This is a genomic window from Nocardia sp. JCM 34519.1 (genome assembly GCF_020361265.1).
GTDB classification, from domain to species: Bacteria; Actinomycetota; Actinomycetes; order Mycobacteriales; family Mycobacteriaceae; genus Nocardia; species Nocardia arthritidis_A.
Map to the genome: position 1 here is coordinate 298,607 of NZ_JAIRBR010000002.1, position 15,747 is coordinate 314,353.

The following is a 15,747-nucleotide window of genomic DNA, read 5'->3' on the forward strand; positions in this document are numbered from 1 at the left end:
TACCAGAGGTCACAGCGCGTTAACCTCTATTCAGGAACCTGGGCGTCCGCTTCAGTCCTTGCACGCCGCCGGTTTGGGCGCGCAATAGACGGGCCGTAGCGGGTGCCTTACCGCCAATGGTGGCACTCGATGCCGGGCCAGCATCGTGAACCGCCCATCTCAGGAGAGTTTTCAATGACCTCAGCGACCATTCCTGGTCTTCGTGGATCCGACGGCAAGGCGCCGACCGAGCACAGCGAACTACTCGCCTGGGTGCAAGAAGTAGCGGAACTCACGCAGCCGGATCGGGTGGTCTGGGCTGACGGTTCCGATGAGGAATGGGACCGGCTGACAGAGCAGCTGGTCGCCGCGGGCACCTTCAAGAAGCTCGACGAGAAGAAGAAGCCGAACTCCTTCCTCGCCCTCTCCGATCCCTCCGACGTGGCCCGGGTGGAATCCCGCACGTACATCTGTTCCAAGACCGAGGCCGACGCGGGCCCGACCAACAACTGGGTCGATCCGGCCGAGATGCGCGCGACCATGACCGAGCTGTACCGGGGCTCGATGAAGGGCCGCACCATGTATGTGGTGCCGTTCTGCATGGGCCCGCTCGGCGCCGAGGATCCGAAGCTGGGCGTCGAGATCACCGATTCCGAGTACGTCGTGGTTTCCATGCGGGTGATGACCCGCATGGGCGCGGCCGCGATGGAAAAGCTCGGCACCGATCGCCCGTTCGTGAAGGCGTTGCATTCGGTCGGTGCCCCGCTGGCGGACGGGCAGGCCGATGTGCCGTGGCCGTGCAACGACACCAAATACATCACGCATTTCCCGGAGGATCGGGAGATCTGGAGCTACGGCTCCGGCTACGGCGGTAATGCGCTGCTAGGCAAGAAGTGCTACTCGCTGCGGATCGCCTCGGCCATGGCCCACGACGAGGGCTGGCTGGCCGAGCACATGCTGATCCTCAAGCTGATCTCCCCCGAGAACAAGGCCTACTACATCGCCGCCGCGTTCCCGAGCGCCTGCGGTAAGACCAACCTCGCGATGATCCAGCCGACGGTTCCCGGCTGGCGCGCCGAAACTCTCGGCGACGATATCGCCTGGATGCGCTTCGGCAAGGACGGCCGCCTCTACGCGGTGAACCCGGAATACGGCTTCTTCGGTGTCGCGCCGGGTACGAACCGCTCCTCCAACCCGAATGCCATGGCCACCATGGACGCGGGCAACACCGTCTACACCAACGTCGCGCTGACCGACAACAACGACGTGTGGTGGGAAGGTCTGGAGGGCGAGCCCGACCACCTGATCGACTGGAAGGGTAACGACTGGTACTTCCGCGAGACGGAAACCCTTGCCGCGCACCCGAATTCGCGTTACTGCACGCCGATGGCGCAGTGCCCGATCCTGGCGCCGGAGTGGGAGGATCCGCAGGGCGTGCCGATCTCGGCGATCCTGTTCGGCGGCCGCCGCAAGACCACCGTCCCGCTGGTGACCGAGTCGTTCGACTGGCAGCACGGCGTTTTCATGGGCGCGACGCTGTCCTCCGAACAGACCGCCGCCGCGGAGGGCAAGGTCGGCACCGTGCGCCGCGACCCGATGGCCATGCTGCCGTTCATGGGCTACCACGTCGGCGACTACCTGGGCCATTGGATCAATATCGGCAAGAACGCCGATGCGGCGAAGCTGCCGAAGATCTTCTACGTCAACTGGTTCCGGCGCGGCGCCGACGGCCGGTTCCTGTGGCCGGGCTTCGGTGAGAACTCCCGCGTGCTGGAGTGGATCGTGGACCGCATCGAGGGCCGCGCCGAGGCCGTCGAAACCGCGATCGGCAATGTGCCCACCGCGACGCATCTGGATCTGGACGGCCTGAAGGTCGAAACCGCCGATGTGGACGAGGCTTTGGCCGTCAACGCCGACGAATGGCGCAAGGAGATCCCGCTCATCGAGGAGTGGTTCGAGTTCATCGGCGACAAGCTGCCGTCCGGTATTAGGGACGAATTCGAAGCTCTGAAGCAGCGTTTGGGCTAACCCTAACGGAATGTAAACCGCCCGCTTCGTTTTCGAACGGAGCGGGCGGTTTCGTTTGTGCACAAGGATAATTCGGCAATGCTGGCCAGTTGCCCGAATGGCTGTTCCGGTTGTCCGGATTCGCCGGTTTCCGGTTTGGGCCATACTCACTGGATGGGTGAAGCCGAAGCGATACGTGCGGAGTCGGTAATCGACGGTCCGCCAAAGGTTCAGTTCGAGACCTTCATCGACCAGCATCGGGCGTACCTGAACGCCTGCCTGGACGGATTGACCGAGGAGCAGGCGCGACGGCGGCTGGTGTCCTCGAAGACGACCCTGCTCGGCTTGGTCAAGCATGTGACCTTCGCCGAGCAGGTGTGGTTCGATGAGGCGATCACCGGGCGGACCCGGGCCGAGATCGGAATTCCCGAGACCCCCGACGAAACGTTCGTGCTGACCGAGCGGGACACGATCGAGAGCGTGCGTGCGGCCCATCGGGCGGCCTGCGCGGCGTCGCGGCGGATGACGGCGAAGCTGGGGATCGACGACATCGTGTCGGGTAACCGGCGCGGGCCGTTGCCGTTGCGCTGGGTGTATATGCATGTGCTGCGCGAGCTGGCGCAGCACTGCGGGCATGCGGACATTCTGCGCGAACAGATCCTGCATCCGATCGAATCCGTTTCCGCGTCGGACGATCTCGGGTGAGCCGGTGGATGAGCGCTGCGGATTCGGCGCTCATCCGTTGTGTGACAAGGGCTTCGGCTACTCCGCGAACGGCGCCAGCTGGATCAGCTGTTGGAATCCCACCGTGCTCAACCACTTCGTGCGTCCGCCGGGGACCGCGGCGGATTCGGCCGCGACCGAGGCGCGCATGTGGCGCTTGAAATCGTGACGCGGATGCTGGCGTAGAAGTGCGGCCACCCAGTCGGGTGCCATCTCGGCCAGGCCGGTGCCGAATACGTCCGTGCCCGCGCCCGCCGAGACGAACCCGAGGTCGCCCAGCTGTTGGGCGACACCGACCGTCAGGTGGGCGGCGATGCCCGCGCCGATCGTCGCGGCCTGCTCCGGGGTCGCGCCGTGCGCCTTGACGAAATCGACGGCGCGCTCCGCGCCGGTGACCGCGAAACACCTTCCGGGAGTGGGGTGTTCGAGCTTCAGGTCGTGTAACAGGCTGGCGACGTAGGCGAGTTCGTCATCGTAGGGCGCGCCGACGAATTCGTAGAGGGCGCGGCCGAAGAAATAGGTGCGGTACGAATGCTCCAGCACATGCGGGGTAAGGCATTCGCGCGCTTCGATTTCCGCGGCCTTGGCCAGTTTCGAATCGGGCACGTCACCGAGATCGCAGCGACCGTTGCCGCGGCGGCCCATGGCCAGCTTCACCCGTCCCGCGATCAGCTGTGGCGCCGCGGTGAGGAATAAGCCGAGCTGCTGACGTCGTTGGCTGCCCGACAGGTTGCCGCCCGTGTCGATGGCCCAGTCCCAATCCATACCTGCTGGCGCGGTCACTTCCGAGTCTCCCTCTGTCGCAAAAAGTTCGTGACCTCAGTGAACCGGTCGATATGCGCGGAGACGAGTGGCGGAAATGTCACTAATACTCGGATTTCTGCCAGAATGGCGGCATGCGGAAGGTTGTCGCGCTGGCGTTGGACGGGCTCATCACATACGACCTGACCTGCGCCGTGCAGGCATTCCGCTACTGCCCGGGCAAAGACGGTGCGCCCCTTGGGTTTCGGTTCGACACCTGCGGTGTGCGACCCGGGCCGGTCGCGTCGCCGGACGGGTTCGGGCTGCACGTCGAGCACGGGCTGACGGCATTGGCGGACGCCGATATCGTCATCGTTCCGGGCCGGGCGCCCGGCCCGGTGCCGGACGCGGCGCTCGAAGCATTGCGGGCGGCCGCGGCGCGCGGCGCGACCATGGTGAGCATCTGTATCGGCGCTTATGTGCTCGCCGAGGCCGGGCTGCTGGACGGCAGGTCCGCCACCACCCACTGGGCCTTCTGCGACGACTTCGCCGCCCGGTATCCGGCGGTTCGCCTCGACCCCGGCGCGCTCTACGTCGACGACGGTGACGTCCTCACCTCGGCGGGCCTGTCCGCGGGCTGGGATCTGTGCTTGCACATCGTCCGTAAAGAGTTGGGCGCCGCGATCGCCGCCGAACTGGCCAGGTGGAATGTCCGCCCGCCACACCGCGAGGGCGGTCAGGCGCAGTATCTACCGAATCCCAGGCAGCGCAACGATATTCACGACAGCCTGGCGCCGACGCTGGCCTGGGCGGCCGCCGACCCCGCCGCCGAACTCGCGGTGCCCGATCTCGCACGGCATGCGCTGATGAGCGAGCGCACCTTCATCAGGAAGTTCAAGGCGGAGGTCGGCACGACGCCGCGCCGCTGGCTCGACGCGCAGCGCGCGGCGCGCGCCCGCGAACTGTTGGAAACCACCGACCTGCCGGTGGAAGTCGTTGCGGCACAGGCGGGTTTCGGCAGCGTCACGGCGTTGCGGGCACATCTGCGCGCCGCGACCGGCGCCACCCCGGCGGGTTATCGTCGCTCCCGCCGCCGCTGATGTCATTCCCCAGTTGCGCGAGATTTCGCCATCCCCAGTCCGCAGCGCCGCGGAGCTGGCAAAGTCGAAGGAACCGCGATCGATACGGCGTCGGCAGGCGCTGCTGAGTAGTTGCGGGCATGGGTTTGCACGGCCATCGAAAGGGGTAGATGCCCGGTGTGCGAGGTTTGCCCAGCGGTGCCCTATGCTGTGCTGTGTGCTGAGTCTCATGACCGCCCAGTCCGATTGCTAAGCAATAACTGATCGACTGAACTACTTCCCTATCGACTCGTGGCTCCGCCGGTGCGGCCGGCGGTAAACGATGAGATCGACGCGCGAGAGGTGGTTGAAGCATGACCGATCTCGATACTGGAGCCGCCATGCCGTTCCGAGTGCCGGCGGAGCCATTGGTAGCCGGACTCGAGCTGGCCACCGCGAGCACACCACTGCGTCGCGCCGCGGGCCGCCTACAGGCCGTGCTGCCTCCCGGCTGGCGCGTCGAGGTGGTCGACGCGCCGGAGCGTCCCGGGCGCGAACGCGAATCGATCCTCCGCGTGGTGATGTCGGAGAATTAGCCGGTCCACCCCATCGGCATGAGCAGGGATTTCTGCTCGCAGAAGGCGTCGAGACCCTCCGGGCCGTTCTCCCGGCCGAGCCCGGAGCTCTTGTATCCGCCGAACGGTGACGACGGGTCGAACGCGTACCAGTTGATCGCGTAGGTGCCGGTGCGCACCCTGGCCGCGATCTCGGCGCCGTGCTCGATATCCCGCGTCCACACCGAACCGGCGAGACCGTAGACCGAATCGTTGGCGATGGCCACCGCCTCGTCCTCGGTCTCGTACGGGATCACCGAGAGCACGGGTCCGAAGATCTCCTCCTGCGCGATGGTGGAGCTGTTGTCCACATCGGCGAAGATGGTCGGCTCGACGAACCAGCCGCGGTCGATGCCCGCGGGCCGCCCGCCGCCGAGCACCAGCCGCGCGCCCTCCGCCTTGCCCTTCGCGATGTAACCTTCGACGCGATCGCGCTGACGTTCCGAAATCAGCGGTCCCAGTTGCACATTCGGATCGCTCGGATCGCCGACCCGCATCGTCTTCACGTATTCGACCAGTGCGTCGAGGATTTCGTCGTACCGGCTGCGCGGAGCCAGAATTCGAGTCTGTGCGACGCAGCCCTGGCCGCTGTTCATCAAACCGGAGAAGGCGAGCACGGGGATGCTCGCGGCAAGGTCCATGTCGGGCAACAGGATTGCGGCCGATTTGCCGCCCAGTTCCAGCGAAACCCGCTTGAGTTGCTCGGTCGCTATCGCGCCGATTCTGCGGCCGACGGCGGTGCTGCCGGTGAAGGTGAGTTTGTCGACGCCGGGATGGCTCACCAGGTATTCGGCCACCTCCGCCTCGGCGGGCAGCACCGAAAGCACGCCCTCCGGCAGTCCGGCCTCGGTGAAGATATCGGCGACGATGTTGGCGGACAACGGTGTCAGCGGCGCGGGCTTGAGCACAACGGTGCAGCCCGCGAGCAGTGCGGGCGCGAGTTTGTTGGCGGCGAGGAACAGCGGGACGTTCCACGCGGTGATGGCGGCGACCACGCCGAGCGGTTCGCGCGATACCCGCGAGGTGCCGAACAGGCCCGTGCGAGTTTCCTTCCAGGGGAACGACTTCGCCAAGCCGGCATAGGTGTCGAGCGCGGCGACGGCCGGAATCTGGTTGAGCGTCAAGCCGATTGTCGCCGTCGCACCCATTTCCGCGGTGAGCGCGGCGAGCAAATCCGCGGAACGCTGTTCGATGAGCCGGGCGGCGCGCGACAATACTTCGGCGCGTTCCTCCGGCGGAGTCGACGGCCACGGCCCGGAATCGAAGGCCCGCCGGGCGGCGGCAACCGCGGCGTCGACGTCGGCGCGTTCGACGACCGGGACGCTGCCCACCGGCTCGACCGTGGCGGGCGAGATGACCTGGAGTCGCTCGGAACTGGTCGGCGCCGTCCATCGGCCGCCGATGAACAAGCTGTCGTAATGCATGAGAACACGTTACAGTTTCGTGGCGCGGCTGTCTGTAACATGTTTCAGTTTTCTTCCAGTGCACCCGTCTGAGCTGCGTGAATTCCAACCTGTCGGTTCGCTTTTCGTAGAACGCACTATTGCGTTCTGTTGCTGAGTGGAGGATGCTTTAGCTACTTATCAGCTCGCTCGATTCACGAACCGATACCCGCAATTGGGGAGATCCGAGTCATGGCGGTGCAAGTTGTCGGCAGGTCGCTGATGACCAGCGATCAGACCGAGCATCAGGCAAAGAGCGTTGGCGGCGGCGGTTGGGTTGTCTCCTTCCTGCCGGGCCGCACCCTGACGATCGAGCAGGCGACGGCCGCCATGCAAGCCGCGGAAGCCGTTGCCGTAGTTGGCATGCTGGCCGATCAGGTCGGGCTCACCACGCTGGAAACCGTCGGGCTGGCCATCCAGGAATCGCCGTGGGGCGAGCCGGTGCGCGAGATTTGCGGTCGCAGGCACTGGCGGCGGGGCTGGCTCGAGCAGTAGCTCAAACCTTCGTCGCCACCACCACCAGATTGCTCACCAGGAATTCGCGGAGCAGCGGCACCCGGACCAGCCACCAGGCCCAGCGCGGGTGGTAGCGCGGAAATACCGCCAGCACCTCCGCGGAAGTCGTTGCCGCCCAGCGCAATCCGTCCGAGGCGCGCACCGCGAACAGCGATTCGCCGAAGCGATTCTTCGGTTCCCTGCCATATTTGCGCCGATACCGCCGTGCCGCGTACTCGCCGCCGAGGTAATGCCACGGACCGGTTTCGTGCCCGCCGAACGGCCCGAGCCACACCGTGTACGAGAGCACGATCAGCCCGCCGGGCCGGGTCACCCGCACCATTTCCTCGGCCATCAGCCACGGCTGTGGCACATGTTCGGCGACGTTCGAGGAAAAACAGATGTCGACAGCATTGTCCCGGAAGGGCAGTGCCATTCCCGAGCCGCGCACCGCACCCGACACAGACAGTCCCGCCGCATGCAGTTCCGACGGATCGGGTTCCACCGGGATATACCGCGCGCCCGCCGCGCCGAATTCGTCCGCGAAATAGCCGGGGCCGCCGCCGACATCTAGCACGGTGGCGCCGGCGAGCGTGCGGCCGGTGAGATCGGCGTAGTAATCGGCGATCAGTTCGGCACTGTCGGTGGCGATGCCGCCGTAGAAGTGGGCCGGATCGGTCTGCTCGAATTTGAAGCTGGCGAGCAGGCGCAACGAGCGACGCAGCGTGGCCCGGCGCGCGAAGCTCGGGACGGCGCGATCGGGTGACGACGTTTTCGCTCGAAGCACGGCGCCGAGTGTCGCACAGCGTGTCGCGGTGCATCCGGCTCAGGTGGACACTATCGCGGTGGTCCGGTCGGGTTTCCGCGGTTCGGACCCCGGGATTGTCCGTGTGGGCCGGGCCGATCGGTAGACGGTCGGGTTATGGTGAGGCGCTACATCCGTCTCCGACCGAGAGAGCTCCACCGTGCGCGAAGTCCTCCTGCTCTGCTGGCGTGACACCGGGCACCCGCAGGGCGGCGGCAGCGAGCGGTACCTCGAGCAGGTAGGGGCCCGGCTGTCCGCGCGCGGGGTCAAGGTCACGCTGCGCACCGCCCGCTATCCCGGCGCGCCGCGGCGCGAGCGGATCGACGGCATCGAGATCAGCCGCGGCGGCGGGCGCTACACCGTCTACCCGCGCGCACTCGCCGCCATCCTGTTCGGCAGGCTCGGCATCGGCCCGCTGCGCGGCCTGCGACCCGACGCGGTGATCGACACCCAGAACGGGATCCCGTTCTTCGCGACGGCCGCGACCGGTGCGCCCTCGGTGGTCCTGGTCCATCACGGGCATCGGGAGCAATGGCCGGTGGCCGGTCGGCTGGTCGGCCGGATCGGCTGGTGGATCGAATCGCGGCTGTCCCCGCGAGTGCACCGGCGCAATCAATACCTCACCGTTTCGCTGCCCTCGGCCGAGGAACTGGCCACCCTCGGCGTCGACCGAGCGCGAATCGCGGTGGTGCGCAACGGCGCCGAACCGGTACCCGCCGACGCGCCGACCGGCGCCGCCGAAACCCGTTCCGCGCGACCGCGCGTCATCGTGCTCTCCCGACTGGTGCCGCACAAGCAGATCGAGGACGCGCTGGCCGCGGTGGCTCGGCTGCGTACCCGGATTCCCGATCTGCACCTGGACGTTGTCGGCGGCGGTTGGTGGGCCGACAATCTCGCCGCCGACGCCGCCGCACTCGGCATCGCCGACGCCGTCACCTTCCACGGCCACGTCGACGAGCGCCGCAAACACGAATTGCTTTCCCGCGCATGGGTGCACGTGCTGCCCTCGCGCAAGGAGGGCTGGGGGCTCGCCGTCATCGAGGCGGCCCAGCACGGCGTGCCGACCATCGGCTACCGCGCCTCCCGCGGGCTCACCGACTCCGTCGTCGACGGCGTCACCGGAATCCTGGTCGACGACATCGCACAATTGACCGACGCGGTCGGCGAACTGCTCGACGATCCCGCGACCTGCACAGTCATGGGCGAGAAGGCCCGCGCCCGTGCCCGCGAATTCTCTTGGGAGCAAACGGGGAACGGGGTGTACGAGGTGCTTGCCGCGGCGGCGCGGGGCGAGTATCGGTCGGGGCTGATTCCGCCTGCGCCTTAGTTGTCGAATCCGTTCGGGCGCAACATAATTCGACCATATCGAGAAGTTGAGCTGTTCTCTCGTCTCGGTCGCCGGTCGGAGTTGCCCGTCGCGATTTGCCGACAGTAGGCTGACATATCTTGTTCCCCAAGATGCTTCGCGCTGAGTAGGTGGGAGCGCCGCACCGTTGACGGGTGATCGGGGCCGTCCGTGGGTGGAGTGGTGAGCCTCGTGCGCATCGTCCGTTTACCCACCTCGGCAGGTTGGTTGGAGATGCCCATCGTGTGTCAGCGTGATCCGTTGACGATGGGCTGCACGTAGAAGGAACGGGCTGTACGGCGCGCGAAGGTTGTAGCGTCCGTATGCGAGTCGTACACCGACGGTCCAACGTGGTCGCGGTCTACCCCACTTCGGATGCCGAAGTTGCCCGTCGTGTGGATCGGCGCGGTATCGCCGACAAAAGCCCGGCGGCGAGCAATGCGGCCCAAAGAATGTGTGCTGCGTAGGCGAGTGAGCGCTGGACTGCCGACGCGTGTTGACGGTCTATGACACCAGGGACCTGGTACAGGGTGAGATTATGGCCGGAGTACACCGAATTCAATTGGGCGACAGTATTTTTCGAATCACCGAGGGGGCCAGGGGTGTGCTGCTCCACGAGTACCCAGCCGACGCCGAGCGCGGCCAGCTCCTGAGCCGAACCGCCGTGCAGCAGCAGGGACTCCACGGCCCGAGCCCGAGCGCCCTCGCCAGCGACGGTGTGATCGCGGACCGGGAGCTCACCGGTCTGCAACACGTCCTTAGGCAGCATCCGGGGCGCCGGATCCAGCACCGGGGCAGTGCCGGTATACGGGAATTTCCGAAACATTCCGCCGGGAAGCACCGCGATATCGCCCGGGCCGTCCAGCTTTCCGGCGACCTGAGCCCAGTCGGCGGGATAGCGCACCGGTTCGATCGCGCCGCGCACGCCCCAAGCGAGATCCGGCATGGGGAGAATCAAGAGGGCGACGAACAACACTGCGGTTGTGAATCTTGCAAGGGTGGCCGTCGAATTTGCCGGGAGGGCAGGCGAATTCGCGGCAGACGGCCTCGCGGAGGAGACCGGCAAGGCCCCAGCGGCGATGGGTGGGTCTGCGGACGGATCCTCAGAGATGGTGGGCGCACTTGGGTGGGTGATACGCGGATTCGGCGTCAGTGGTGAATTCGCAGGACCGTCAGGCGGGTTCGTGGAGGTGGTCGGTGAGTTCGCGGTGACTTCAGGCCGATCTGCGAGGTCTGGTGTTTCGTCGAACTGATGGTTGCGTCGCGAGTAACGCCGGGCGAGTGTGTGGGATCCGGCGGCGGCGCAGAGTGCGTATGCGGGCATGGCCAGCGCGACGTACTTTTGGGTGTCGCGCAGTAGGCCGGTGCCGGGCACGTTGGCGACAAGCCATTCCAAGAGCTCTCGGCCGATGGGGGTGGCGCCCAAGGTCGGGAACAGTACTGCGATTATCGCCAGTGCCAATAGGATTCGGCGGACACGCAGCCGAGTTGTCGACGCGTCATCGATATCGGTGGCGACGGCGCGGACGCCGGATGCGACGAGTGCGAGCAGTGCGGCGGTGCCGATCAGCGCGAAAAGGGTGGTGCGCGAACCGGGTACGGCGTCGGCGTTCCATATTCCGCCCAGTCCGGCGACGCTGCCGATGGTGCCGAGGCCGGGTTCGGCGCGGGCGGCGAAGGCCGCGATGCCCGCCGGATCCGATGGCTCGGTTCCGGCGCCGGACAGCGCCGTCGCCATCAGCCACGGTGCCGAAGCGACGGCCGACAGTGCAAGCGCTGTAACGATATTCCGCAGGCCGACGACAAGCACGGCGATGGTCCCGGCCAATAGAGCCCCGGTCGGGGTCAGCCCGGCCGCCGCGAAACAGCCGCCCAGCGCGAGCCAATCGCGGATATCGCGCGGCCCGCGCCGAATTCGGTACGCGGCCAAGGCGGTCCACGGGAGCGCGGCGTAGCCGGTGAGCAGGCTCCAATGTCCTTGGAGCAGACGCTCGGCCACATAGGGATTCCAGATGGCGACCGTCGCGGCCACCAACTGCGCGGCGACCGGAAGCCGCAGCAGTTCGCGCGCGAGCGTGGCCGCACCGCATCCGGCCGCGCACAACGCGACGATCAGGATCGCTTTGACAACGATCCCACCGTCGACGATGGACGACAGCGTGGCCAGCGCCGCATCCTGTGGCACCGCCCGCGGCGCCGCATCGCCGAGGCCGAGCGCGGAATCGGTCGGATACGACCGCGGCGTGCTCACCGCATCGCGCAACAGCAGATGGCCCGGCCGCAGCAGCGGTCCGAGGATGAGCAGGGCCAGCGCGGCGCTGTATCCGGCGGGCAGCCACCGCGTCAACCGGTCTCGCCATCCAAGGCCGTCACTCACGTCTGAGCACCCTACGTTCCGGACAGCGGCGACCGGCGATCCGGCACTGGTCGAGACCCCGCATCACGCTCGAGTTCCCGCGTCGAGACCGGTCGTAGAATTCGGCCGATGACCACGGTCCCGCCGCCCGTATATCGGACGGTCCGGCCCGGTACGGTCGCCGCGCTGGTTTACGCGTTCACGATCGTCATGCTTGGCACCATCCCCATCCGTGCGCGTGGTTTTCGGGCCGGTCGTGGTCGCCACCTTCGCCGTGCTCGGTCTCTTCGCGTATTCGCGGCCGCCGCCGTACTCGGGCTCATTGCGCTGGTCGCGACCGCCGTCGTCGGTTCCCGCGAGCGGGAACGGGTGCGGGCCGGGTAGCGCGTGTTCGACCACCGGTCGTCGTGATGCGGATCGGATGGGGGACGATGGCTGGCGTGTCCGCTGTCCGTCGTCGCCCCGTTGTCGCGGATCTGACGTTGGTGACCGGCGGGGCGATGGTTGCCAATGCGGCGGGGTATCTGCTGCAGCTGCTGGCCGGGCGCTGGCTGGGGGTCGGCGGGTACAGCGGATTCGCGAGTCTGCTCGCGGTGCAGTTGCTGTGCGCGGTGCCCGCGCTGGCTCTGCAGAACGTGGTGGCCAGGGAGTTGGTGCGCGGCGTCGGGGTCGGTGCGTTGCGCGGGTTGCAGTGGCGGTGTGCGGTGATCGTCGCCGCGGTGGCGGCGATGCTGGTCGCGCCGGTGACCATCCTGCTGAATGTCGGTGTCGGCGCGAGCGCGGCGGCCCTCGTCGCGGCGCCGGTGTTGGTCCTGCTATCCGGCGAAGAGGGAATTCTTCAGGGCAGCAACAGATTTCGTTCGTTGGCCGTGGTGCTAGGTGCGGCCGGGATCGCCCGGGTCGCGCCTGCGGTGGTCGTGCTCGCGCTCGGGGGCGGCGCGGCCGCGGCGTTGACCGCGGCGGCCGTCGGCATCGCCGCGGCGGCGGTGCTGGCCAGAGTGGTCACCGATGGCGCGCCGACCCGGTGGCGCGCTGAATCCGACATGTCTTTCGCCGAGTTCGGCGGAGCCGAACCGGATCCGGCGACAGCGGGTGGGCCTGTAGCTCCGGATCGCGGCGAGCCCGGCGGGTGCGCCGCCGATTTCGACGAAGCCGAACGGCGGACTTCGCGACCAGCCGTGTACGGCCGGTACCGCGACGACTCGGGCACTGCCGAGGGCCGTGACGCCAACCCGAAATCCTTGCCGCGGAAGGTGATTCGAAGGATCGGCGTGCTGCCCGTACTGCGGGCCGCGCAGGTGCAGGCGGCGTTGATGGCGCTGTCGTCCGCCGATTTGATCGTCGTGCGGATGGTGCTGGACGAGGCCGACGCTAGCCGGTACGCGCTCGGCGCGATCGCGGCGAAGATCGCGTTCTGGCTGCCGCAGGCGGTCGGGGTCGTGCTCTATCCGCGGATGGCGCAGCCCGCGCATTCGGCGCGGGCCGTCCGTGACGCGCTGGCGGTGCTGTCCGGCATCGGCATAGTCGCGGTGCTCGGCGCCGCCGTCGCCGCACCGCTCGCGCCCCTGTTCGCCGGGCGAGATTACGCGCCGATCGAGGGCCTGCTGTGGTTGTTCGCATCGCAGGGTGCGCTGCTCGCGGTGCTGCAGGGCGCGCTGCTCTCCGCGATCGCGGGCGACCGGACCTCGCTCGCGATGCTCACCTGGCTGGGACTCGCGGTCGAGGTGATCGTGATCCGCACCGCGGTCCACTCGGTGTCCGGGGCCATTGTCGCCGCCGTCGGCGTCGCCGCGGTGACCACCGTGCTCGTTGCCGCGACGGTGTCGCGCACCGCCGACCGGGGCGCGGTGAAATCCGTTGCCGCCGAGGGCGATCTGTCCCGGCCGTAGATCCGGCGATCGGGGAGCGCGAATTCCCACTCGCGGTTGCACAGGTGACCTCGGATTTCCGGATAGATTGGCCGAGTTGCCGAGTAGTGGGGAGGTGGTTGTGGTGCTCGAGGTGGATGGACTGGATAAGCGGTTCGGCGCGGTCACCGCGCTGGACGGATTGGGCTTCACGGTCGGGCCCGGCGAGATCTTCGGATTCGTGGGCAGTAACGGTGCCGGCAAGTCGACGACGATGCGGATCATCCTCGGCGTGCTGGCGGCCGATGCGGGCACGGTCCGATTCGACGGTGCGCCGGTCGATTTCGCGATGCGTCAGCGTTTCGGCTACATGCCGGAGGAACGCGGGCTCTATCCGAAGATGCGGGTGGGCGAACAGCTGATCTATCTCGCCGAACTGCACGGCCTGAGCCGCGCCGAGGCGACGCTGGAGATGCAACGCTGGACCGAGCGGCTCGGCATCGCCGAGAAACGCAAGCAGTACCTGCAGGAATTGAGCCTCGGCAATCAGCAGCGGGTGCAGTTGACGGCCGCGCTGGTGCACCGGCCCACGCTGCTGGTGTTGGACGAGCCCTTCTCCGGGCTGGATCCGGTGGCGGTCGACGTGATGAGCGAGGTCCTGCGCGAGCAAGCCGATTCCGGTGTGCCCGTGATGTTTTCGAGTCATCAGCTGGAGCTGGTCGAGCGGCTGTGCGACCGGGTCGGCATTATCGTCTCGGGAAGGATGCGGGCCGTCGGCGCCGTCGACGAGCTGCGGTCGCGCGGTGAACGCAGGCTCGCGGTCTCGGTCGAATCGGATTCGCCATGGGCCGAAGGGATTCCGGGTGTCCGGGTGCTGGCACACACTGCGGAACGCAATGGTGCGGGCCCGCGCACGGTGCTCGAACTCGACGACGGTGTCGACGACCAAGTTGTACTGCGCCAAGCCCTTTCGGCCGGGCCGGTGCACCATTTCGCCTCGTACCGCCCGTCACTGACCGAACTGTATCGAGAGGTGGTCGCGTCGTGAACCTGCCCGATAAGCGGTATCTGCGGTCTGTCGGTCTGGTGGTGCGGCGGGAGTTCCTCGCACAGGTGCGGACCAAGGCGTATCGGATCGGCATCCTGATCACGGCGACAGGCATCATCGCGGCGACGGTTATCTATTCGTTCGTGCACACAGACGGCCCGAAGACGGAAACCATCGCGCTGGCCGGTGCGCAGCCCGCGGTGGCCGCACAGCTGCCGGTGACCGGCAAGGCCGCGGGGTTCGACATCGACGTCCACGCCGATCTCTCGGATGATCAAGCACGCCAACAGGTTTCGGATGGTTCGGCGGATGTGGCGCTGCTCGGCTCCGCCGCGGGCGGCTATACCGCTGTGGTGTCGAAATCGCTGGATCCGACGCTGGCGGCGGTGCTTTCGAGTGCGGTGCGCGCGGCCGCGCTCGATCAGGCGTTGAGCGCGGGCGGCATCGACAAAGCCGCGGTGCTCGGCGCGGTGACGAAGGCGACGGTCACCGTGCAGGCGCAGCAGCCGCCGGATCCGCATCGCGACGAGCGGATCCGGATGTCATGGGTGGTGCTGATCCTGCTGGTGATGTCGGTGATCAGCTTCGGTGTGTACGTCGCGATGGGCGTTGTGGAGGAAAAGTCCAGCCGGGTTGTGGAATTGCTGTTGTCCACTGTGCGTCCGCTGCAATTGCTGTGGGGAAAGGTGCTCGGCATCGGTGCGGCGGCGCTGGTGCAGGTGGTGTTCATCGGCACGGTTGCCGCCGTCGCCGGCAGTTCCGCCGGGCTGATCACGTTCTCCGCCACCGCGATCGGCGCCCTCGTCGCGGCGCTGGCCTGGTTCGTACTCGGCTATCTGCTGTTCTCCATGCTGTACGCGGCGGCGGGTTCGCTGGTGTCGCGCCAGGAGGAGGTGCAGGGTGCGACGGCGCCGCTGTTGCTGGTCATCATGGCCTCCTACATCATCGGCATCACCACGATCTCGAATCCGGAAAGCACCCTCGGCGCGGTGCTGACCTGGATTCCGCCGTTTTCGGCCTATATGGTGCCGATCCGGATCGCCGCGGGGGTGGCGCGGCCGGTGGAAATCGTTGGTTCGCTGGTGCTGATGGTGCTGGCCTGTGGATTGGTCGCCGCGCTCGCGGCGCGGATCTATGCCCGCAGCATTTTGCACACCGGCGCGCGGATTACCTGGCGGCAGGCCTTGCGTCGCTGAATTATCCACAGCGGCATCGGCATTCGGTGGCGCACAGCCGGAAATAATTGTGGATAAACGAAAATCGGCCCCCAACCTGGGGGCCGATTTC

General features: G+C 67.1%; 14 protein-coding genes. 10 read left to right on the forward strand and 4 right to left on the reverse strand.

Annotated elements, in window-relative coordinates:
• The first annotated feature begins 174 nt into the window (after positions 1-174).
• Together LGY53_RS07660 and LGY53_RS07665 are read left to right on the forward strand one after the other, a co-directional pair.
• Positions 175-2,007 (forward strand): phosphoenolpyruvate carboxykinase (GTP), encoded by a 1,833-nt coding sequence (locus tag LGY53_RS07660; RefSeq protein ID WP_167478682.1) that lies wholly within the window; start codon positions 175-177, stop codon positions 2,005-2,007.
• Positions 2,008-2,160: 153 nt separating this feature from the next.
• Positions 2,161-2,691: a DinB family protein gene (locus LGY53_RS07665; protein WP_225725926.1), complete on the forward strand. Its 531-nt coding sequence runs from the start codon at positions 2,161-2,163 to the stop codon at positions 2,689-2,691.
• A 57-nt stretch (positions 2,692-2,748) separates the two neighbouring features.
• Here LGY53_RS07665 and LGY53_RS07670 read toward each other — a convergent pair whose 3' ends face one another.
• Positions 2,749-3,474, reverse strand: coding sequence for a phosphohydrolase (locus tag LGY53_RS07670; RefSeq protein WP_225726272.1), 726 nt, complete (start codon positions 3,472-3,474; stop codon positions 2,749-2,751).
• Positions 3,475-3,605: 131 nt separating this feature from the next.
• On the opposite strand from LGY53_RS07670, the gene LGY53_RS07675 reads away from it, so the two are divergent.
• Positions 3,606-4,550, forward strand: coding sequence for a GlxA family transcriptional regulator (locus LGY53_RS07675; protein WP_225725927.1), 945 nt, complete (start codon positions 3,606-3,608; stop codon positions 4,548-4,550).
• A 332-nt stretch (positions 4,551-4,882) separates the two neighbouring features.
• Positions 4,883-5,104: a hypothetical protein gene (locus LGY53_RS07680; protein WP_225725928.1), complete on the forward strand. Its 222-nt coding sequence runs from the start codon at positions 4,883-4,885 to the stop codon at positions 5,102-5,104.
• Here LGY53_RS07680 and LGY53_RS07685 read toward each other — a convergent pair.
• Complete coding sequence (locus LGY53_RS07685) at positions 5,101-6,546, reverse strand: aldehyde dehydrogenase (protein ID WP_225725929.1); 1,446 nt, start codon at positions 6,544-6,546, stop codon at positions 5,101-5,103. The genes LGY53_RS07680 and LGY53_RS07685 overlap by 4 nt on opposite strands.
• A 210-nt stretch (positions 6,547-6,756) precedes the next feature.
• Here LGY53_RS07685 and LGY53_RS07690 point away from each other — a divergent pair, with 210 nt between their 5' ends.
• Positions 6,757-7,059: a hypothetical protein gene (locus LGY53_RS07690; protein ID WP_225725930.1), complete on the forward strand. Its 303-nt coding sequence runs from the start codon at positions 6,757-6,759 to the stop codon at positions 7,057-7,059.
• 1 nt (position 7,060) lies between these two features.
• Here LGY53_RS07690 and LGY53_RS07695 read toward each other — a convergent pair whose 3' ends face one another.
• Complete coding sequence (locus LGY53_RS07695; RefSeq protein ID WP_225725931.1) at positions 7,061-7,846, reverse strand: bifunctional 2-polyprenyl-6-hydroxyphenol methylase/3-demethylubiquinol 3-O-methyltransferase UbiG; 786 nt, start codon at positions 7,844-7,846, stop codon at positions 7,061-7,063.
• Positions 7,847-8,024: 178 nt separating this feature from the next.
• Here LGY53_RS07695 and LGY53_RS07700 point away from each other — a divergent pair, with 178 nt between their 5' ends.
• The gene (locus LGY53_RS07700) at positions 8,025-9,191 is read left to right on the forward strand and encodes a glycosyltransferase family 4 protein (protein ID WP_225725932.1); all 1,167 of its coding nucleotides are present in this window, start codon (positions 8,025-8,027) and stop codon (positions 9,189-9,191) included.
• A 379-nt stretch (positions 9,192-9,570) separates the two neighbouring features.
• Here the strand turns inward: LGY53_RS07700 and LGY53_RS07705 are convergent, their stop codons facing one another.
• The gene (locus LGY53_RS07705) at positions 9,571-11,586 is read right to left on the reverse strand and encodes a hypothetical protein (protein WP_374111146.1); all 2,016 of its coding nucleotides are present in this window, start codon (positions 11,584-11,586) and stop codon (positions 9,571-9,573) included.
• A gap of 108 nt (positions 11,587-11,694) precedes the next feature.
• On the opposite strand from LGY53_RS07705, the gene LGY53_RS07710 reads away from it, so the two are divergent.
• The 4 genes from LGY53_RS07710 (at position 11,695) to LGY53_RS07725 (ending at position 15,656) form a co-directional block, all read left to right on the forward strand.
• The gene (locus LGY53_RS07710) at positions 11,695-11,949 is read left to right on the forward strand and encodes a hypothetical protein (RefSeq protein ID WP_225725933.1); all 255 of its coding nucleotides are present in this window, start codon (positions 11,695-11,697) and stop codon (positions 11,947-11,949) included.
• Positions 11,950-11,996: 47 nt separating this feature from the next.
• Entirely contained in the window at positions 11,997-13,454 is a 1,458-nt protein-coding gene (locus LGY53_RS07715; RefSeq protein WP_374111147.1) for a polysaccharide biosynthesis protein, read from the forward strand.
• Positions 13,455-13,554: 100 nt separating this feature from the next.
• Positions 13,555-14,460, forward strand: coding sequence for an ABC transporter ATP-binding protein (locus LGY53_RS07720; protein ID WP_374111155.1), 906 nt, complete (start codon positions 13,555-13,557; stop codon positions 14,458-14,460).
• On the forward strand, positions 14,457-15,656 hold the full coding sequence (locus LGY53_RS07725; protein WP_225725935.1) for an ABC transporter permease: 1,200 nt from the start codon (positions 14,457-14,459) through the stop codon (positions 15,654-15,656). The genes LGY53_RS07720 and LGY53_RS07725 overlap by 4 nt, the downstream gene beginning before the upstream one ends.
• Positions 15,657-15,747: the final 91 nt, after the last annotated feature.